This is a genomic window from Prauserella salsuginis, from assembly GCF_024648885.1.
GTDB classification, from domain to species: Bacteria; Actinomycetota; Actinomycetes; order Mycobacteriales; family Pseudonocardiaceae; genus Prauserella; species Prauserella salsuginis.
In genome coordinates, this window is the sequence record NZ_JANBBF010000002.1 from 67,058 (window position 1) to 86,923 (window position 19,866).

At 68.9% G+C, this 19,866-nt stretch carries 18 protein-coding genes and 4 tRNA genes; 5 read left to right on the forward strand and 17 right to left on the reverse strand.

Annotated elements, in window-relative coordinates; genetic code table 11:
- Positions 1-210: 210 nt before the first annotated feature.
- From LY40_RS00940 to LY40_RS00960, 5 genes are all read right to left on the reverse strand, one after another.
- Positions 211-741, reverse strand: a complete 531-nt coding sequence (locus LY40_RS00940; RefSeq protein WP_183787532.1) for a LemA family protein — start codon at positions 739-741, stop codon at positions 211-213.
- Complete coding sequence (locus LY40_RS00945) at positions 738-1,880, reverse strand: glycosyltransferase family 4 protein (RefSeq protein ID WP_258935628.1); 1,143 nt, start codon at positions 1,878-1,880, stop codon at positions 738-740. Before LY40_RS00945 ends, LY40_RS00940 begins: the two co-directional genes overlap by 4 nt.
- A 5-nt stretch (positions 1,881-1,885) precedes the next feature.
- A complete protein-coding gene (locus LY40_RS00950; RefSeq protein WP_183787534.1) occupies positions 1,886-2,812 on the reverse strand; it encodes a phosphatidylinositol mannoside acyltransferase in 927 nt (308 codons plus the stop codon).
- Entirely contained in the window at positions 2,809-3,417 is a 609-nt protein-coding gene (gene pgsA / locus LY40_RS00955) for a phosphatidylinositol phosphate synthase (RefSeq protein WP_258935629.1), read from the reverse strand. Before pgsA ends, LY40_RS00950 begins: the two co-directional genes overlap by 4 nt.
- A 192-nt stretch (positions 3,418-3,609) precedes the next feature.
- On the reverse strand, positions 3,610-4,179 hold the full coding sequence (locus LY40_RS00960; protein ID WP_258935671.1) for a MarR family winged helix-turn-helix transcriptional regulator: 570 nt from the start codon (positions 4,177-4,179) through the stop codon (positions 3,610-3,612).
- Between the two features lie 236 nt (positions 4,180-4,415).
- On the opposite strand from LY40_RS00960, the gene LY40_RS00965 reads away from it, so the two are divergent.
- Positions 4,416-4,961: a YceI family protein gene (locus tag LY40_RS00965; protein ID WP_258935630.1), complete on the forward strand. Its 546-nt coding sequence runs from the start codon at positions 4,416-4,418 to the stop codon at positions 4,959-4,961.
- A 327-nt stretch (positions 4,962-5,288) separates the two neighbouring features.
- Here the strand turns inward: LY40_RS00965 and LY40_RS00970 are convergent, their stop codons facing one another.
- From LY40_RS00970 to LY40_RS00985, 4 genes are all read right to left on the reverse strand, one after another.
- Positions 5,289-5,873, reverse strand: a complete 585-nt coding sequence (locus LY40_RS00970) for an HIT family protein (RefSeq protein ID WP_372497792.1) — start codon at positions 5,871-5,873, stop codon at positions 5,289-5,291.
- Complete coding sequence (gene thrS, locus LY40_RS00975; protein ID WP_258935631.1) at positions 5,863-7,902, reverse strand: threonine--tRNA ligase; 2,040 nt, start codon at positions 7,900-7,902, stop codon at positions 5,863-5,865. The genes LY40_RS00970 and thrS overlap by 11 nt, the downstream gene beginning before the upstream one ends.
- Before the next feature lie 100 nt (positions 7,903-8,002).
- The gene (locus LY40_RS00980) at positions 8,003-8,614 is read right to left on the reverse strand and encodes a malonic semialdehyde reductase (RefSeq protein ID WP_258935632.1); all 612 of its coding nucleotides are present in this window, start codon (positions 8,612-8,614) and stop codon (positions 8,003-8,005) included.
- 277 nt (positions 8,615-8,891) lie between these two features.
- Positions 8,892-8,963: transfer RNA gene (locus tag LY40_RS00985), tRNA-Val, on the reverse strand.
- A gap of 454 nt (positions 8,964-9,417) precedes the next feature.
- Between LY40_RS00985 and LY40_RS00990 the strand changes: the two genes are divergently transcribed.
- The 4 genes from LY40_RS00990 (at position 9,418) to LY40_RS01005 (ending at position 10,269) form a co-directional block, all read left to right on the forward strand.
- Positions 9,418-9,843 carry an SsgA family sporulation/cell division regulator gene (locus LY40_RS00990; RefSeq protein WP_258935633.1) on the forward strand — a complete coding sequence of 142 codons (426 nt, stop codon included), beginning with the start codon at positions 9,418-9,420 and terminating at the stop codon, positions 9,841-9,843.
- 151 nt (positions 9,844-9,994) lie between these two features.
- Positions 9,995-10,067, forward strand: a tRNA-Gly gene (locus LY40_RS00995).
- A 54-nt stretch (positions 10,068-10,121) separates the two neighbouring features.
- Positions 10,122-10,193 (forward strand) — tRNA-Cys (locus LY40_RS01000).
- Between the two features lies 1 nt (position 10,194).
- Positions 10,195-10,269 (forward strand) — tRNA-Val (locus tag LY40_RS01005).
- Between the two features lie 92 nt (positions 10,270-10,361).
- On the opposite strand, the gene LY40_RS01010 is transcribed toward LY40_RS01005, so the two are convergent.
- The 8 genes from LY40_RS01010 to LY40_RS01045 all read right to left on the reverse strand — a co-directional run bounded on the left by LY40_RS01010 (position 10,362) and on the right by LY40_RS01045 (position 19,720).
- Complete coding sequence (locus LY40_RS01010) at positions 10,362-11,033, reverse strand: class I SAM-dependent methyltransferase (protein WP_183786507.1); 672 nt, start codon at positions 11,031-11,033, stop codon at positions 10,362-10,364.
- A 192-nt stretch (positions 11,034-11,225) separates the two neighbouring features.
- Complete coding sequence (locus LY40_RS01015; RefSeq protein ID WP_183786508.1) at positions 11,226-12,989, reverse strand: GMC family oxidoreductase N-terminal domain-containing protein; 1,764 nt, start codon at positions 12,987-12,989, stop codon at positions 11,226-11,228.
- Positions 12,989-13,894 carry a hypothetical protein gene (locus tag LY40_RS01020; protein ID WP_258935634.1) on the reverse strand — a complete coding sequence of 302 codons (906 nt, stop codon included), beginning with the start codon at positions 13,892-13,894 and terminating at the stop codon, positions 12,989-12,991. The genes LY40_RS01015 and LY40_RS01020 overlap by 1 nt, the downstream gene beginning before the upstream one ends.
- A 477-nt stretch (positions 13,895-14,371) precedes the next feature.
- Positions 14,372-15,556: a PucR family transcriptional regulator gene (locus tag LY40_RS01025; protein ID WP_258935673.1), complete on the reverse strand. Its 1,185-nt coding sequence runs from the start codon at positions 15,554-15,556 to the stop codon at positions 14,372-14,374.
- A gap of 367 nt (positions 15,557-15,923) precedes the next feature.
- Positions 15,924-17,267 (reverse strand): NADP-specific glutamate dehydrogenase, encoded by a 1,344-nt coding sequence (gdhA, locus tag LY40_RS01030; protein WP_258935635.1) that lies wholly within the window; start codon positions 17,265-17,267, stop codon positions 15,924-15,926.
- 223 nt (positions 17,268-17,490) lie between these two features.
- Complete coding sequence (locus tag LY40_RS01035; RefSeq protein WP_258935636.1) at positions 17,491-18,537, reverse strand: LLM class flavin-dependent oxidoreductase; 1,047 nt, start codon at positions 18,535-18,537, stop codon at positions 17,491-17,493.
- Positions 18,537-19,061 carry an SRPBCC family protein gene (locus LY40_RS01040; protein ID WP_258935637.1) on the reverse strand — a complete coding sequence of 175 codons (525 nt, stop codon included), beginning with the start codon at positions 19,059-19,061 and terminating at the stop codon, positions 18,537-18,539. The genes LY40_RS01035 and LY40_RS01040 overlap by 1 nt, the downstream gene beginning before the upstream one ends.
- A 161-nt stretch (positions 19,062-19,222) precedes the next feature.
- Entirely contained in the window at positions 19,223-19,720 is a 498-nt protein-coding gene (locus LY40_RS01045) for a winged helix-turn-helix transcriptional regulator (protein WP_258935638.1), read from the reverse strand.
- Positions 19,721-19,866 lie beyond the last annotated feature (146 nt).

Below are 19,866 nucleotides of genomic sequence, written 5' to 3' on the forward strand. Positions count from 1 at the left end.
GGGCTCGGCGGCCGCATCGGGCTCGGCTGTCGTGTCCGGCTCTGCGGTCGTGTCCGCTCGGGCTGCGCCTCCCGCGGCGGGCTGAGTCGTCTCGGATGTGCCCGCCTTCTCGGATGTGCCCGTCTGCTCGGTCGCACCCGGCTTCTCGGACGTGTCCGGCGCTTCCGGTGTCGTTGCCATACCACCAGTGTGACAGCCACCGCCGCGGTATCAGGAATCGTGCGCAGGCGGCGCGGGTGCCGGTTCGGGTTCGGCGATGTCAAAGTACTCGGGCTGCGGCGCAGTGCCCGCCAGTTTGAAGTAGCGGACCTTGCGCCGCCTGCGCAGGGCCAGCGTGTCGCGCACCGCGTCGTTGTAGACCCGGCGCGCGATCACCATGCGGTGTTCGGCATCGGCCAGCTCGTCGGCGAGCGGACCGGGCAGTTCGGACCGGTCGAGCGCGCCGAGCAGCCGGGTGAGCTCGTTCTCTGCGGGTTCACGATCGGTCCACGCCGCACGTTCGGCGGCGCGCGCCGCCGCGACGAGTTCCTCGCCGCCGAGTCGTCCGAGTGCGGCCGCCGGCGCCGAAGCCGCCACGGTGCGCGCGACGACGGCCCGCCGCGCGAGTGCCGCGTCGAGTGCCGCCCAGCCGGCATCCATCCGCACGTGCAACCGGTCGAGTCGGTTCGCCGTCGCCAGCAGGAACAGGCCGACGGCGACCACGAGCACGGCCAGCGCCGCCACGACCACGAACACCGTCATGCGCCCACGTCCCGGTCCGGGCCGACCTTGCGGGGGTCGGCGGCGATGGCGGTCTCGTAGACACGCAGCACCTGCGTGACGACCGTGCGCCAGTCGTACAACGCGACGCGGTCGGTCCCGGCAGCCGACAGCCGGGCACGGCGATCCGGGTCGGTCAGCAGCTGCCGCAACTCGCCGCCCAGCGCGGCCGCGTCGCCGGTCGGCGTCAGCACTCCGGCGCGGCCGTCGTCGAGGACGCGCCGGAACGAGTCCAGATCACTGGCCAGTACGGGCGCACCGGCCGCCATCGCCTCGGTGAGGATCATGCCGAAGCTCTCGCCGCCCGTGTTCGGCGCGCAGTAGACGTCGACGCTGCGGAGGACCCGGGCCTTGGTCTCGTCGTCGACCTGCCCGAGCAGCTCCAGGTGACCCGCCAGTTCCCGACCCGCCTGTCTGCGCAGCGTGTCGGCCTCTCCCCTGCCCGCGACGAGCAGCCGCACCTCGGGCAGGCCGGCGACGACGCCGCGCAGGGCCTCCAGCAGCACGCCCATGCCCTTGCGCGGTTCGGTGTAGCGGCCGACGAATCCAACGGTGCCGCCGGCGCGCGGATAGCCCTCCAGCGGCCTCGCCCTGGCGAACGAGGGCACGTCGACACCGTTCGGGATCTCCACGGCGTCGCCGCCGAGATGTTCGACCTGTACCCGGCGGGCGAGCGCCGACACGGCGATCCGGGCGGTGATCTTCTCCAGCAGTGGCCGCAGCACGGGCTGGAACGCCGAGAGAGTGCGGGAGCGCGGCGTGGAGGTGTGGAACGTCGCCACGATCGGCCCGTCGGCGACCTTCAGTGCCAGCAGCGACAGGCTCGGTGCCGCCGGCTCGTGCAGGTGCAGCACGTCGAACCGGTTGTCCCGCAGCCATCGCCGCACGCGGGCGTACGACACGGGGCCGAACTGCAGCCGGGCGACCGAGCCGTTGTACGGGATGGCGAGCGACCGGCCGGCCGGATGGACGAAGTCGGGCAGCTCGGCGTCCTCGTCCGCGGGGGCCAGCACCGACACGGCGTGCCCGCGGTTGCGGAGCGCCTTGGCGAGGTCGACCACGTGTCCCTGCACACCGCCGGGCACGTCGAACGAGTAGGGGCAGACGATCCCGATCCGCATGCCGGTCACCCCGCGTCCGCGGCGGATTCCTCGCCTGCGGTGCCGTCGGCGACCGCGTCCTCGCGGTCGGCCGGCCAGAACGGCTGCAGCATGTGCCAGTCGGTGGGATGAGCGGCGATGTCGCCGGCGAAGACGTCGGCGAGCGCCTGGGTGGCTGCGGGCGCCTCGGCCCGGTTGGCGACCCGGATTCGTGGGTGGATGCGCAGGCCCCAGCCGTCGTCGGTGTACCAGGAACCGACGGGCAGCAGTGCCGCACCGGTGCTCGCGGCGAGCCGTGCCGGCCCCGCGGGGAACCGCGCCGGTTCACCGAAGAAGGTCACCGGGGTGCCCGTGTTCGTCATGTCCCGGTCGCCGACGAGGCACACGACGCGGTTCTCCCGCAGCCGTTGCAGCAGCAGCCGGAACGAGACGCTTCCGTCGGCGGGGATGACCTCGAAGCCCAGCGATTCGCGGTACTCGACGAACCGGCGGTACAGCGACTCCGGTTCGAGGCGTTCGGCGACCGTGGTGAGCCTGCCGATCTGCTGTACGGCCCACAGACCCGCGACGTCCCAGTTGCCCGTGTGCGGCAGGGCGACGACCGCGCCGTTGCCCTCGGCCAGCGCGGCTTCGAGGTACTCGGTCCCGCTGATGTCCACATCGGCCAGCACCGCCGCGGGATCGGCCGACGGGAGTCGGAACGCCTCGTGCCAGTAGCGGGCGTAGGAGTGCATCGCCCGGCGCGTCAGATCGTCCAGTTCGGTCTCCCCGGCCCGCGGGACGACGCGGCGCAGGTTGGCACGCAACTGCCGCACGCCGCCGCCACCGCGGCGCGCGGCGAGGTCGGCCACGCCCCAGAAGGCGACGCCGGCGAGGGCCTTCGGCAGCTTCGGAACCACCCGCCAGCCCGTGGCGAAGCCTGCGTCGGCGAGCCGTCCGGCGAGCCCCGTCACGAGTGCCCCTCCGCGGCCGAACGCGCCACGCCGACGATCCGCTGGACCAGCGTGATCACCGACAGCACCGCCAGCAGCCACTGGGACACCTCGACGGCGACGGGAACGCCGAACCCTTGGAGGCCGGTGCCGACGAGCGCGATGATCAACCGCTCGGCGCGTTCGATGAGCCCACCGTCGGCCGAGGTGAACCCCGAAGCCTCCGCGCGCGCCTTCACGTACGAGATCACCTGCGCGAGGACCAGCGAGATCAGTGCTGCCACGGCGATGCGATCGTGCCCGCTCGCGAACGCCCACCACGCGATGGCCCCGAACAGCGCGCCGTCGACCAGCCGGTCACATGTCGCGTCGAGCACGGCCCCGAACGGCGTACTGCCCCGTGCCCGCGCCATCGCACCGTCGAGCAGGTCCAGCATGACGAAGCCCCACACCGTGAACGTGCCCCACAGCAGCATGCCGGAAGGGAAGAACACCAGCGCGCAGCCGAGCGCACCGGCGGTGCCGATGAGCGTCATGGCGTTGGGCGTGAGCCCGGCACGCACCAGCGCGGCACCGATCGGATCGGTGACGCGTGATACCGAGGCGCGCGCGAAGATGTTCAGCATCTGGTCCTACGAGGCGTGCAGGTCGGTCCGGGGGACGTCGGTCGGGACGGCGGCCGCCTGCCGGGTGTCACATGGTCGGGTGACCCCCGGCGAACTGGCGCACCGCCGGAAACCCTATCGACTTCCCGCGCCGGCCGCCGGAACGGCCACCCGTGCGGCGGCCGCGACGCCCGTGGGGACGCTGGTCCGGACCTATGCAGCCCTGCCGGTGTCGTCCCCGTCACCGTCTTCGGCCGCCGGGTCCCCGTCCTCGGCGGAGAGGCGTCGTTCCACCTCGGGACAGCGCGGCCGGAGGCCGTCCCGGATCGCCTCGCTGATCTCACCGAGCATGCGCACCTGTTCCGCGGTCAGCTGGTCGAACACCGCGGCGCGAACCGCCTCGACGTGGCCCGGCGCCGCGGCCTTGATGGCCTCGAACCCGGCGGGCGTCAGGTGGGCGAAGGCCCCGCGCTTGTCGGTCGGGCACGCCTCCCTGCGCACCCAGCCCTTGGCCTCCATCTTCGCGACGGCGTGGGAAAGGCGGCTGCGGGACGAACGCGTGGCGATGGCGAGGTCACTCATCCGCATCACCTGATCCGGCGATTCGGAGAGTTCGACCAGCACTTCGTAGTAGGCCTGCGGCATCCCCGCGTCGTGCTGGAGCTGGGTCTCCGTGTGCGCGTTGAGCATGCCGACGGCCTGCCGGAAGGCGCGCCACACGCCCTGCTCGTCGTCGCTCAGCCATCGCGGTTCGTGCTGTCGCGCTTCGTCCATACCCACCATCATACTCTGGTTGAACCCTCAACCAACATGCGTTACAGTTGTAGTTGAGCGCTCAACAAAGAGCTTTCGAATCCGGGCCGGCACCGCGAATCCGTGGTACTGAGAGTGCGGATACCGAGGAAGCCGAAGGGGCGCGAGCGACCTGCCCCGCCGAACGCGGGCCCGCGACACGGCGTCCGCAGCGGACAGGGCGCCGCAGGCAGACGAACAGACAACACGTGTGGAGGACACCACTCATGAGCGCAGCAACGCAGATCCCCGGCTACACCAAGGGCACCTGGACCATCGACCCCGTGCACTCCGAGGTCACGTTCATCACCCGGCACCTCGGTGTTTCCAAGGTCCGCGGCCAGTTCACGAACTTCGAGGGCACGATCGTGACCGGGGACGACATCACCGATTCCTCCGTCGAGGCCAGGATCCAGGCCGGCAGCATCCACACGAAGAACGACCAGCGCGACGCCCACGTCAAGAGCGACGAGTTCCTCGACGTCGAGCGCTTCCCCACGCTGTCGTTCCGCTCCACCGGAATCCGAGCCACCGGTGACGGCTACGTCATCGACGGCGAGTTGACGCTGCACGGCGTGACCAAGCCGGTCTCGCTCGAGGCGGAACTCGGCGGGTTCGGCGACGGCATGACCGAGGGCAGCAAGGTCGTCGGCATCGAGGCGAAGACCGAGATCAACCGCACCGACTTCGACGTGGCGTCGCAGTTCCCGACCGCCGTCGTCGCCGACAAGGTCAGGATCGAACTCGACATCGAGGCCGTCCTCGACAACTGAGCACCGACAACCGAGCGACGGCGGCAGCCGCCCGCGTGGCACCCGCCTGCCCGGTACGGCCGAACGAGAAGGGCTCGCCTGCTCCCGATCCCCGGGAAGGCGAGCCCTTCTCGCGCATGGCCTGCGCCCACCCGTCGCCCGGCCGCCACCCTTCACCGGCACGCTGACGCGCGGCTGCATCCTCGCGCGTGTCCTGCACTCAGCCCCGCGTGTCCTGCACTCAGGCAGACGAGTTCCCCCGTCCCCCACAGCCGACGACGCGCGACTGCCGTCTCGCGCACGTCTCACGCGAGCCCCCGCCCCGCGGCGTCGTCGCGTGCGGCCCGGTCACCAGGCGTCGGCGAGCAACTGCCGGGTCTGGCCGAGCAGCTGCGGCAGCACCTTCGTCTGGCCGACGACCGGCATGAAGTTGGAGTCCCCGCCCCATCGCGGCACGACGTGCTGATGCAGGTGCGCGGCGATACCGGCTCCCGCGATCACGCCCTGATTCATGCCGATGTTGAACCCGTGGGCGGCCGAGACCGTCCGGATGACCCTCATGGCGTGCTGGGTGAACTCCGCGAGCTCGCGCGTCTCGTCGGCGGTGAGCTCGGTGTAGTCGGCGACGTGCCGGTACGGCACGACCATGAGGTGCCCCGGGTTGTACGGGTACAGGTTCAGCACCGCGTACACGACCGAGCCGCGCGCGAGGATGAGCGCGTCCTCGTCGTCGGTCCCGACGATGCGGCAGAACGGACAGCCGTCGACCTCGTCACCCGACGGCTTGTTCTCGCCCTGGATGTAGGCCATCCGGTGCGGGGTCCAGAGACGTTGCAGTTCGTCCCGGACCCCGACACCGTCCTGGCCTTCGAGCGCGGGTTCCCCGGAGCCGCCGGCACCCGCGCCGTGCCCACCGGCCGCGTCACCGGCCAACAAGAGCCTCCAGCGCCTCGGCCGTCGGCGAGGCGTTCTCGCGCCGGGTGATCCAGTCGTCGATCGCCTGCACCGCGCGGTCCACCGGAACCCCGTTGATCTGACTCCCGTCACGGAACCGGAACGACACGGCGCCCGCGTCGACGTCCTTACCGCCGGCCAGCACCAGGAACGGCACCTTCTGCGTGGTGTGGTTACGGATCTTCTTCTGCATCCGGTCGTCGCTCGTGTCGACGTCGACCCGGATCCCCTTGGCACGCAACGCCTTCTCGACCCCGCGCAGGTGCTCGACGTGCTCGTCGGCGATCGGGATGCCCATGACCTGCACCGGCGACAGCCACGCCGGGAAGGCACCCGCGTAGTGCTCGGTGAGCACACCGAAGAACCGCTCGATCGAGCCGAACAGCGCACGGTGGATCATGATCGGGCGCTGCCTGCTGCCGTCCGGTGCGGTGTACTCGAGCCCGAACCGCTTGTTCTGGTTGAAGTCCAGCTGGATGGTCGACATCTGCCACGTGCGCCCGATGGCGTCCTTGGCCTGAACCGAGATCTTGGGACCGTAGAACGCGGCGCCACCCGGGTCGGGAACCAATTCGAGGCCGGACTCCTCGGCGGCTTCCCGCAGCGTCGCGGTGGCCTCCTCCCATTCCCAGTCCTCACCGATGAACTTGTCCGAGTCGCCACGCGTGGACAGCTCGAGGTAGAAGTCCGACAGGCCGTAATCCGCGAGCAGGTCCAGCACGAACCGCAGCAGCGACCGCAGCTCCCCCGGCATCTGCTCCTTGGTGCAGTAGATGTGCGAATCGTCCATCGTCAGCCCGCGCACGCGCGTGAGGCCGTGCACCACACCGGACTTCTCGTAGCGATACACCGTGCCGAACTCGAACAACCGCAGCGGCAGCTCGCGGTACGAGCGCCCGCGGGAGCGGTAGACGAGGTTGTGCATGGGGCAGTTCATCGCCTTGAGGTAGTAGTCCTCGTCGTCGAACTTCAGCGGCGGGAACATCGTGTCGGCGTAGTACGGCAGATGCCCCGACGTCTCGAACAGGTCGCTCTTGGTGATGTGCGGGGTGTTGACGAACTCGTAGCCCGCCTCCTCGTGGCGGCGGCGCGAGTAGTTCTCCAGCTCCCGCCGGATGATGCCGCCCTTCGGATGGAACACCGGCAGGCCGGAGCCGATCTCCTCGGGGAACGAGAACAGGTCGAGCTCGGCGCCCAGCTTGCGGTGGTCGCGCCGTTCGGCCTCGGCCATCCGCTCGAGGTACTCGTCCTGCGCCTCCGTCGATTCCCATGCGGTGCCGTAGATCCGCTGCAGCTGCTGGTTCTTCTCGTCGCCGCGCCAGTACGCGGCCGCGCTGCGGGTGAGTTTGAACGCCGGGATGAACTTCGTCGTGGGCACGTGCGGACCGCGGCAGAGATCACCCCAGACGCGTTCCTTGCTGCGCGGATCCAGGTTGTCGTAGATCGTCAGCTCGCCGCCGCCGACCTCCATGACCTCGTCGGTATCCACTGTGTCCTTGTCGGACTTCAGGTCGACGAGTTCGAGCTTGAACGGCTCGTCGGCGAGCTCGGCCTTCGCGTCGTCGATCGACCCGACGACACGACGGGAAAACTGCTGCGAACCCTTGACGATCTGCTTCATGCGCTTCTCGAGCGCCTGCAGGTCCTCCGGCGTGAACGGAGTGTCGACGGCGAAGTCGTAGTAGAAGCCGTCCTTGACCGGCGGGCCGATGCCGAGCTTGGCCTCCGGGAACTGCTGCTGCACGGCCTGGGCCAGCACGTGCGCTGCCGAGTGGCGGATGACGCTCCGGCCGTCCTCGGTACTGGCCGCGACCGGCTCGACCTCGACGTCGCCGTCGGGTGCCCAGGCCAGGTCATGCAACGCGCCGTCGGCGTCACGCACGACGATCACGGCGTCGGGCCCCTTGCTCGGCAGGCCCGCCTCGCGCACCGCGGAGCCCGCCGTAGTGCCCGCCGGCACCACCACGCGTTCGGTGGCTTCGGAGGCGGCGAACGACGGCTGGGACACGGTGAACTCCTTGCGACGCATTAACACAGGTACTTGCCGTGTCAATGCTAGCCACCGGGCCCCAGCCGCCGGTTCGCCGCCCGCCGGGTCGGCGTGAGGCTCAGGCCTCGGCGACGACCTCGTCGTAACCGAGCCGCGGCAGCCGCTCCTGCCAGGCGTTCTCGCCGGGCTTGCCGATGTTCACCACAACGAGCGACTTCCACGGCTTGTCGGCGAAGAACTCGGCGTCGACCCCGGCGCCGTCGAACCCGGTCATCGGGCCCGCCGCGAGGCCGGCCGCGCGGACACCGAGGATGAAGTAGCCGACCTGCAGGGAGGCGTTCAGCCTCGCCACCGGCTCGCGGCCGTCAGGATCGTTGAACAGGTCCTTGACGCCCGGTGCGTGCGGGAACACGGCGGGCAGGTTCTCGTGGAAGTCCGCGTCGGCGGCGAGCACGACGGTGACCGGGGCGGCCTCGGTCTTGGGGCGGTTGCCGTCGGCCATGTGCTTGAGCAGCCGCTGCCTGCCCTCGTCACTGCGGACGACGAGCGCGCGAAGGGGCTGATTGTTCATGGACGTCGGCGCCCACTTCACGAGGTCGTAGATCGCACGCAGCTGCTCGTCGGTCACGGGCTCGGAGCTGAACGTGTTGGCCGTACGCGCGTCGCGGAACAGCAGATCCTGCGCGTCGGCGGACAGCTCGAGGGCCTGCGTGGTCGCGCTGGTCGTCATCGAGGTTCTCCCCATTCGTCGTCGGGTGATCGAGCGACGCCCTTCGGCGCCGCTTCCATCCACGACAACATAGTTGAACCCTTGACCACTTCCCGTTGCGCCTATGCCGCACATCACGTTCGGTCGACGACGGGAACTCGGCAGGCGCATCGTTGAAAACGCAACAATCAGCGAAGGGAACCGACGAGCGGTAGCCCGCCCGACGCGTCAGCCCTCCGCCGAACCCCGGGCATACGACAACGGCGCACCTGCCTGGGCAGGTGCGCCGTATGTGCGGTGCGCGATACTGGGATCGAACCAGTGACCTCTTCGGTGTGAACGAAGCGCTCTTCCGCTGAGCTAATCGCGCTTGGAGTTTCACGCTTGGAGTTGCGCACTCCGTGCGTCTCGCGCTCTGTGCTGTTGTGCGAACAACTGTAGCGGACACCGCTCGAGGACCGACAAACGGGTGGTCCTTGAGTCCGCACGGTGCGCATACATGCGGAAACACTCCGTAGAAGCGGCTGGATACGACGGCCGTTATGGACACCTGGCCGACGATGACCGGGTATGTCGTGGACAACACGGGCGAGTCGAGTCCTACCGCCGGCGAGGCAAACCCGCCAGTATGGGCGGCGCATGTGCCACACACGTGCCGTACGGCCGCCGGAGCGCGGTCGGGGTTCGACCGGAAGTGACGCGCACAACACGGCTTAACTCGTCCGAGTGGTCTCGGCGATTACGGCGAGCGAATTGGGCTTCGGCTGCGTCTCACCGTCAAGCCTCGGCCGAACCGGCCGGGAAGGGAGCAGAAGGGTACGACCATGCGAAACGATCACGTGACGCTCCGGTCCAACGCGGTCTTCGACCTGCTGGCACCGAAAACGCCTCCCGTTCCGGTGAAGGTGGAGCTGCGCTACGACACGCGCGACCCCTACGCCGTCGTCGCCGCATTCCGCACGGGACGCGCGGGCTGGGTCGAGTGGGTCTTCGCGCGAGACCTCATCGCCGACGGGCTGCTCGCGGACGCGGGCGACGGCGACGTCCACATCCGGCCGTCGACCGAGGACCCCGAGTCGGTCCTCATCGAACTGACCTCGCCGTCCGGGCACGCGATGTTCGAATCCTCGGCCGAGGAGCTCGCCGACTTCCTCGACCGGACCTACGACGTCGTCCTGCCGGGCAACGAGCACCTCTGGGTCGACGTGGACGAGGCCCTCACGCGGCTGATCCCCAACGATCTTGGCTGATCACGGCGCCCACACCGCCCGGCGGCGACACAAAGTGACCCCCGTGCAAACGACCGTGTGGGCGTCCAGTAGAGTTCTTCACACACCACGGCAGCGGGGAACACCCCGGGGAAACAGCCCTCCACGGAGAGTTACTTCCCAGCCGGAAAATGCGGACGTAGCGCAGCTGGTAGCGCATCACCTTGCCAAGGTGAGGGTCGCGGGTTCGAGTCCCGTCGTCCGCTCGACTGCGGCGGCTACCCGCAGTTGAATCGGGTGCGAGCCTGATTCACAACCGCGGCGGCGTGGCCGAGTGGTTCAGGCAAGGGCCTGCAAAGCCCTGTACGCGGGTTCGATTCCCGCCGCCGCCTCGCGCGATTAGCTCAGCGGGAGAGCGCTACCTTGACACGGTAGAGGTCACTGGTTCGATCCCAGTATCGCGCACCACTTCAACCCCCATCCCGGGCAACCGGGATGGGGGTTTTTCGTTGCTGGTGTCCGTCGTTGCCGTGTCCGGCTTGCCGGTGTCCGAACAGTCGCTACCGCACGGGAGTCCGGTTGCCGTCGTGTCGGCGGGTGCTGGAATGCAGCGCACGCAGCGGCGGAAGATTCCCCCACAGCACCCGTCCCGCCTTGACGTCCGAGAAATGCCGCCCGACCCATGTCGCAGCCACGCCGCGTTCCCGAGCACGATGCGCGACCAGCAACGTACTGAACGTCCCACCGTCGGCCAGCGTCTCACGCGCGGCGCCCAGGAAGCGGTCCCGCTGCTCCCCCATCACCGTCCAGGGCACCGAACACACGATGAGATCCACCGGTAGCAGGCCGCGCGCCCGTACCAGATCCGGCAGGTCGAACGCCGACGCACAGGCCACGTCCACCTCCGGACAGCGGGTCCGCAGCTGAGCCGTCAATGCCGGACTGACCTCCACAGCCAGCAATCGCGACGAGTCCGGCAACCGCCCCGCGAGTTCCGCGGTGATCGCACCGGACCCCGCGCCGAGCTCGACCACCGTACGGGCACCGGCCAGGGGGACCTCGTCGAGGAAACCGGCTACACAGTCCGTCGCCGTCGCCATGACGGCACCGGCACGCATCGGGTGGCGGAGGAACTCACCGGCGAAGCGGCCGTGCTCCGGTCGCCGTCGGCGCGCGGTCGTCGAGCCGTCGTTGTCCACCCTCGACGTTCGGTCTTCCCACCACCTCGTCATAGCACCATTGTCCATACTCGCCTCACGACACAGTGCACGCGGCGGTGGTGGCGGCGACCTCGCGAGCGTAGGGCGCTTTTTTCGCCACTGATGTCGGGGCAGCTGGCCGCGGTTCCTTCGGCCTCGTCGCCGCGGAGGTAGGCGAACGGTGATCGGCGTGGCGAATGTCTGCCGACCCCGTCCTCGCCTGCCTCACAAGCCGAGCTCACTCAGTCGACGGGTCACTCGACCATCCGTCGAGACGGTGGGGGCCTGTGAGCGGACCCACGGGTCCCCTCCGAAGTAGCGCTGGAAGATGTGCTCGGAGGTGCGGGTGGCCAGTGCCTGCGTGGTGAGTGTCGGGTTCGGTCCCCCGGCCGCGTTGGACAGCGCCGAGTTGTCGGCGATGAACAGTCGTTTCACCGCGCGTGTCTCACCGGTCTGGTCAACCACCGAGTCAGCTTCCGAGTGCCCCATGCGCATGGTGGAGTGTGTGTGCAGCGGCAACGCAGGCCAATCCATCCGGTAGACCTTCGTGGCGCCGGCACCACGCAACAACTCGGCGGCCCGGTGCGCGAGGAACTCGCGATTGCGAACGCTGCGCTTGCTGCGTCCCCGATTGACGAACCGCACCTTCGGCACGGCTCCGTTCTCGTCGGCGGGCAGGGCGGAGAGAGTGACACGGTTGTCAGCCGTGACGTCGTCGTCGACGATGCTGACCACGTTGAGGATGCGGTCGAGGCCGTGCATCAGGACATCCTTGAGTTCCGGTCCCACGAGCCGGCCCGTCTCGCCGTCCCACGGACCGGTGAGGCCGCGGCCGTTGGTGTAGTGGCCGCGGATTCCGCTGTCGGAGAAGGTCATCGCGAACGCCTCGATGCCGGGCATCAGGCCGACGTTCATGTTCATGCCGTAGCCGGGGTAGTCGGTGCGGGCAGCGGAAGAGGGCCCCTTGGACGAGCCGACGTCGGAGTCGAACAGACCGAAGGTCCAGTCCAGGTAGTGATCGGTGAAGCCGCGGCCGACCCAGTCGTTGGGGTTGGGCAGCTCGCTGTTGAACCACAACCGCGGAGTCTCCACCGCGCCGCCGCACATCACCACGACGGCTGCGTCCTCCGAGCTCACCTCGCCGGTCGCGTTGTCCTGCCAGGTCACTCCCCTGACGACGTCCCGCTCGGTGCGGACCTTGGTGACCGTCGCATCGGTCACCAGTGTGATCGGCTTCCCACCGGGGGACCACGCATCGGCCGTGAGTGCCATCGGAATGTAGCTGTTGTCGGTGGAGCGCTTCGCGAACAGGTTCCGCGGAGCGTCGATCGGGGCCGCGCAGCCCTGAAAGCAATGTCCACAGAACGTGCAGCCGGTCGAGGTCGGGTGCCGCAGTTCAGCGGGATCGGTGGTCAGCCCGGCGCGGCCGCCCGGCGGGAGGATGGCGTTCTCCTGCGGACGGTAGGACGGACCGAGTGTGGTCTTCGTGTCCTGCACCGGAAGTCCGAGCGTTTCGCAGCCGCGGAGGTAGACGCTCTCCTTGGTCCCGACCGGCGCGGTATGCACCGGCAGGGTCGCCTCGGCCCATTCGTAGTACGGCACGAAGTCGCTGTAGGAGAACGGGAATCGATGTTGGACGTCGTACATGTCGGTGTCCGGCCCTTGGTAACCGGCGAAGACACCGGGATAGGCGCGCGGACTGTTTCCGAAGTAGTGCTGTGTCGTGCCGCCGACCCCGGACACCTGCCAGAGGAACGAGTTCTGTGGCAACTCCCGGTACGCCGCCGGTTTGCTGCGGTCCGCCTGGCCGACCCGAAGATAGCCGGTGAGCGGGTTGTTCGCGTCGTTTTCCAGCCGGCTCCATTCCTGTCGGGGATGAGCGTGCCGGGGTCCACCCTCGACGACCAGCACATCCAGGCCGTGCGCGGCGAGCTCCTTTGCGACGACGGCCCCGCCGCCGCCGGCTCCGATAACGATGACGTCGCGCATCAGCGTGCACTCACTTCCTTGCGTCCCTGGTAGTAGCCCTGGAATTCGTCCCAGCCGGCGATCACGCCCGGGTCGTAGCCGCTCAATCGCCATCCCACCGGGGTGCTCGTCACGCTCAGGCTCGCCGGGTCGAACGTCGACGACTCGCAGTAGGTGCCGAACGCGGAGAACTCCAGCAGCGCGCCCGCGATGAACTCCAACAGCCCGGATGCCGTTCCCTGGAGTGGTCCGGACAGCTCGTCGTCGATCGCCGACACCAGACCTGCGGCGGGTTCTTCCATCATTCGGAATGCCTCGGCCTTCTCCGCGAACGACAGTCGCGCGAACGGCGAGAGGAACGCGCCGCCGACCGCCGCCGGATTGACCAGGGTGGCGAGGCTGTTCAGCAACAAGGCGATCACCAACGACAACGGCACGGTCTCGTCGTTGCGCAGCAACGTGCGGACAGCCTGGTCCAGATCGAGCAGCTCGCCGGTCGGCAGCGGGCGCAGCCCATCGGGCAGCGGCACGTCCACATCTGCCAGTCCGTTGGCCAACGCGCTGGCCAACGGACCGGCCAGCTGATCAGGAACGGGGACGTAGTTGTCGAGCGATTCGATCAGGAAGTCCGGGGTGTTCGCCTCCATGGCGCCCGGCTCATCGCGACGCGTCCCCTGGGCCGCCGAGTAGGCATCCGGGCCGGGTACCACGAACACGGCCAACCCGTTGAGGGTGTCTCTGGCCAGTTCGGCCAGTGCCGTGTTCACCAGCCCGAGCAGCGGATCGGACGCGGCTCGGGCACCGGACGCGGCTCGGGCACCGGGCGAGGCCACGGCTCCCGGCAACAGCGCGCCGGCGCCGGCTACGGCACCCAGCAAGCCGATCCGGGCGAGAAAGGTACGCCGATCGTGCGGATCTGTGTTCATGGAACCTCCTGGGCACAGCGTCGGGCCTCCTACACCGTGGTCAACTCGGCCCGCCACTGCATCGGCGCTCCGCACACACTTGAACGCCGCCCTGGTGTGCGCGTGCACACATCGCCATACGATCGGGCGACTCAGCCGGCCGCCACGCGACCGAACCTGTGCGACGGCACAACCGACGTCGACCTCGGCGGCATCCGCACAGGATGTCGACGATCACGTCCACTGTCGCCTGGTACCGCAGGTCCACCGGCGAGCGGCCTCGCCGCTTCCCTGTCGACTTCGACGCCTGTCCACCGTCGGTCTGCCCACCAGCACCCCTGCAGAAGCCCTGCGGAGGCGAGTCGTGCCCACCTCCACGTTCACGCTCAACGGCGATCAGGTCACCGTCGAGGCGCAGTCATGGCACCCGCCCGGACCCGCTCCACACCGACCGGCGTACCTCTACGACGGTCGTGACGCTGCCCGGCCGCCGCGGCCTCATCGGTCCAGCACGGCCAACCGCAGCAACAGTTGATCGCGGTGGTCGCGCAGTGACCGGCCCGTGAGTGCCTCGATCCTGGCCAGCCTCTGCAACACGGTGTTGCGATGACAGTTCAACTCGTCGCCGACCTCGGTAGCGGCCCCGTCCCGCCGAAACCAACAGTCCAGCGTCCGCAGCAACAGATCCCGCTTGTCCGGGTCGAGTACGAGCAGCTGTCCCAGCGCGTGCTCCTGGATCCGGTCCGCGATCGGACGGTTCGCAGCCAGCAACGCCTCCGGCAGCCGGTCCTCGAACGCTGCGACCATGGCGCGACCCTCGGGAACCGTGTCCAACGCGAGCTCCGCCAATCGGTATGCCGACGCCGACTCGGTGAGGCCGGTGAACGCCGGCGAGACGCCCGCCTTGCCCTCCACGACCCGGCCGAGCTGACCTACCAGGCGTGACAACGGGGCCGACCCAAGCTCCACCAGCCCGACCTCCCGGTCGGCCCGGAGTTGCCACTGCGAGGCGAAACCCAACGCGGTCAGCGCATCAGCGGGTGAGTGGGACGGCGAGGTGGACGGCCCTGCGTGGCCGACCACCACAACGGCCAGCCGGGTGGTGGACGTGAGCCCGAGCACCCGGTTCGCTTCGTCGGCGACCAGCGGATCGCCGCCGCGACCGTCCAACAGGCCTTCCAGCACCGCCTGTCGCCGTTCGGAGTCCCGCCGCTGCGCAGCCGACTGGCGCGCCCGGTACTCGGTGGCGGTGGCCAACGACATGACGTCCATCAGCTGCATCACCTGTACGGCGCCGTCCAACAACTCTCCGAGGGCGTCGGGCGCGGAGGTCCTGGCCTCGTCCAGCAACGCCGCCCACAGCACCTCGGTACCGAGCCGGAATGCGTGCAACAGCGACTCGAGTGGGAAGCCGGCGTCAGCCCGGCGCCGCGCCGTCAGCCGTGCGGCGTCGAACAGATCGTCGCCGTCCGGCACCTGGCCGGACAGGGACTGTAACGAACGCAGCATGTTGTCCCGGCACGAGCGGAGCAGCTCCTCGGGCGCTACCCGGTCCGTGGTCGCGTACACGTCGTCGTTCTGCACGATCGTGTCGCGCAACAGGTTCGCCAGCTCGGGCGCCCGTGCGAGCAGTCGCCGGGCGAGTTCTCGCGTGGCCGGAGCGGGCTCGGGCAACATTGCCATCGAAGTCACCGGGTCAGAGTAGGAGCAGGCGCACGACAGGGCGACCCACACCGCTGCTCACCGGTGGCGGCGGACCATGGTCACCCGTACTGACCGACCTGGCGCCACGAGGTGGTCGTCAGCGGACGGGCCGACGAGATCGAGGGGCCCACCGGGCCTGTCTCGACCGACCGCGGGCCGGTGCCGCGCCCACCGTCGTGGTGCCCTCGACCAGCGATGCCGGAGCGGGGACGCGATCGTCAGGAACACGTGTGCACGCCCCTCGACCTGTCTGACGCTGCGGAACGTTCCCGTTCGATGGGCCATTCCGGGAGGCCGTCGAAGCAAGAGCAGGCCGCGGCTCCGGCTTCGGCCGCTGACCGGCTCCTCAGATGATGCCGAGTCGCAGCATCGCGTCCGCGACGTTGGTGAAACCGTTGATGTTGGCTCCGGCGACGTAGTTTCCGGGCATGCCGTACTCGTCGGCGGTGGTGTAGCAGCGGGCGTGGATGTCCTTCATGATCTGTTCGAGCCGCTGCTCGGTGAACTCGAAGCTCCAGCTGTCGCGCGAGGCGTTCTGCTGCATCTCGAGCGCCGAGGTAGCCACCCCGGCCGCGTTCGCCGCCTTGCCCGGCCCGAACGCGACGCCGGCTTCCTGGAACATCCGGACCGCGTCCGGAGTCGCCGGCATGTTCGCACCTTCACCGACCGCGATACACCCGTTCGCGATCAGCTGAGCCGCGTCCGTCGCGTCGAGCTCGTTCTGCGTCGCGGAGGGAAGCGCCACCTGGCACGGCACCTCCCAGATGCTGCGGTCGGCGACGAACTTCGCGGCCTGCCGGCGCTCGACGTAGTCGCCGATCCGTGTCCGCTCGACCTCTTTGAGCCGTTTGACCAGTTCGACGTCGATCCCGTTCTCGTCGTAGACGTAACCGGAGGAGTCGGAACAGGCGACGACGACGCCGCCGAGCTGGTGCACCTTCTCCATGGCGTAACAGGCGACGTTGCCCGAGCCCGAGACCACGACCTGCATCCCGTCGAACGAGCGTCCGCGGGCGGCCAGCATCTCCCGCACGAAGTACGCGCAGCCGTAACCGGTGGCCTCCGTGCGGACACGGGCACCGCCGAACGAGAGGTGTTTACCGGTCAGCACCCCCGATTCGTACCGGTTCGTGATGCGCTTGTACTGGCCGAACAGGTAGCCGATCTCCCTGCCGCCGACGCCGATGTCGCCGGCGGGCACATCGGTGTCGGCGCCGATGTGCCGGTGCAGCTCGGTCATGAAGCTCTGGCAGAACCGCATGATCTCCCGGTCGGAGCGGCCCTTGGGGTCGAAGTCCGCACCACCCTTGCCGCCGCCGATCGGCAGTCCGGTGAGGGCGTTCTTGAAGATCTGCTCGAAACCGAGGAACTTGACGATGCCCTGATAGACCGAGGGGTGGAAACGCAGACCGCCCTTGTACGGGCCGAGGGCGCTGTTGAACTCGACACGGAAGCCGCGGTTGATGTGCACCTCGCCGTGGTCGTCCTCCCACGGCACCCGGAAGGTGACCTGGCGTTCCGGTTCGCAGATCCGTTCGATGATCCTCTGGTCGGCGTACTCGGGGTACCGGTCGACGACCGGTCCGATGCTCTCCAGCACCTCGCGGACCGCCTGGTGGAACTCGTCCTCACCGCGGTTGCGCTCCACCACGTTCGCGTAAACGGGCTCGAGACGCTCGTGCAGGACCACCTGGACTCCTTCCACCGACATCCACCGACTTCCACCGGCAGCGGGCCGCCGCGCGACCTCGGATCGACACGCGATCCGTCCACTTCATCCGGAGCCCGCAGTTCGATCAACATGACGAAGGACACACACCACCGGGCCACCAGCGCGGAAGCAGTGGAAACTCCGCTGCCGCGGGTCACCCCGGTGAGTGCCCGGGCGTCCGGTGCCCGAGCGTCCAGGCGGTTCAGTCCAGGCCGCGCGCCAGCTCGATGGCGTTGGCCAACGTGTCCAATCGGTCTTCGAGCGAGTCGCCCGCGGGATAGAACCGCACGGTGTCCACACCGGCGTCCCGCCACACCCGCAGTCGGTCACGGACCATGTCCCGGGTGCCGATCAGTGTCGTTCCCAGCACCATCTCGTCGGTGACGAGCTCGGCAGCGCCGTCGCGGTCCCCGGACTGCCACAGCTGCCGGATCTCTGCGGCGGTATCGGCCCAGCCCTGCCGGCCGTAGGCGTTGTAGTAGAAGTTGGTCTTCGCCGAGCCCATGCCGCCCAGGCTGAACGCGAGCTTCTTCTTCCGCTCACCCAGCATCTCGCGCAAGTCGTCCTCATCGTCGGCGAACGCCACCTCCGCGCCCTGGCAGATGTCCAGCTCCGCACGAGAACGCCCGGCTTCGGCAAGTCCGGCGTCCAAATGTGCGAAGTATGCGTCGGCGGCACCTTCGGGTACGAAACTGGTGCCCAGCCAGCCGTCCGCGATCTCGCCGGTCAGTGTGAGCATGGCCGGTGACAACGTGGCCAGGTAGATCGGGATCTCGTGCTCCGCGCGCGTCGAGAGCCGCATGGGCTTTCCCTCCCCGCCCGGTAGCGGGATCGCGACGTGCCGCCCTTCGAAGGAAATCTTCTCCCCGGCCAGCACCCGGTGGATCACCTCGACGGTCTCCCGCATGCGCGCCAACGGGCGCGCGAACGGCACGCCGTGCAGTCCTTCGATCACCTGCGGACCCGACGACCCCAGCCCGAGCAGGAAGCGCCCCTGGGACAGCTGCGACAGCGTGATCGCCGCCTGCGCGATGCCCACCGGCGTCCTGGTGCCCACCTGCATGACCCCCGAACCCAGCAACATCCGATCCGTGCGCGCCGCCAGATATCCGAGCGGGGACGGCGCGTCGGAACCCCACGCCTCGGCCACCCAGCAGATGTCCAGCCCGAGCTTCTCGGCCTCCACCACGTACTCGACCAGCTCCTGCCACGAACCGCCCGACCCTTCGATCGTGGTCGCCGTCCGCATCAGCGGTCCACCTGCCCGGTGTCCTCCACCAGCTTCTTGATCGCCTCGACCGCGGCCGTCATGTTGGTCTCGAACTCCCGCAGCCGGACGAACACGATCTTCTGCTCCTTGTCGGGCATCCGATCGATCGCCAGCGACAGCCCCGAACGCGCAGGACCCAGCTGCATCCACTGCCGCAACAGCGTGCCGTCACCGTCGGGCACGACCGTGAACCGCCAGGTCGCGGTGGGGTTGTCCGGATCCTCCACCGCCCAGCCGAAGGTCCTCGGCGGGTCGAGGTCCACGATGTGCGAGGTCGTGCTCCACTTGCCCAGCGCGTCGTGCTCGTTGCGCCCGATGAACTGCGCCCCGAGGGCGGGCCCGGTGACCCCGTGCTGCCACTCCACCGACTGAAGCTCCGGGCTCAACTCGGGCATCAGCTCTATGTCGGACACGAGCGTCCACACCCGCTCCGGCGAAGCGTTGATCCGGGTCTCCACCTGCACCGTCGGCATGTCCTCGTACCGCGCGCCGGTCCATTCCATAGTCGTCCGACCTCTTCCCCTCGGCCCACGTCACAACAATTCCCGACCAGCAGAGTTGCTTATTTGAACTAACGCGTCAAGCGCTCGGCCGGCCGGGAACATTTCGGCCGGCCGGAAACGGCCACCGAGCGGACCCGCATCCCGCTCCTCCGGTTGCGGCCTCACTCCGCGAAACGCCGCTGCACATCCGGTCGTTCGGCGAGCGCCGCCGGGTACCCCGGGCCCATCCGATTACTGGTTTCCTCCGCGCGCAGCGGCTCCTTGCACGCCCCGCACACGATCTCGGGCTGGGTGTCGTGGCCACACCGATCGTGGTGCAGGACCACGGGCACCCCCTTCTCCCCCGCCAGCCAACGATCGCCCCAACGGTTCATCGCAGCGAGCACGCCGTAGAAGTCGCGTCCCTTCTCGGTCAACACGTAGTCGTACCGCACCGGAACATGCTGGTAGGCCTGCTTTTCCAGCAGGCCCTCGTCCACCAGCCGCCGTAACCGATCGGTCAGCGTGTTACGCGCAATGCCCAGCGATTCCTGGAAGTCGTCGAAACGACGGATCCCGTAGAAGGCCTCCCGCAACACCAGGGGGGTCCACGCGTCGCCCAGCAGATCCATCGTCCGGGCGATCGAACACGGCCAGTTCGCGAAAGACGTCCGCCTCATAGCGGTCACCGTACAGCGTTTCACATAACAACTCACCTGCGTGGGCGGAACCCGAGGGCGGCCACGCGCGGCGCCGTCGGTCGCCGACGCGGCCCGAGGGCTCCCAACGTGGGTGCCCGACGGAGCCACAGCGTGCTGCCTCGAAC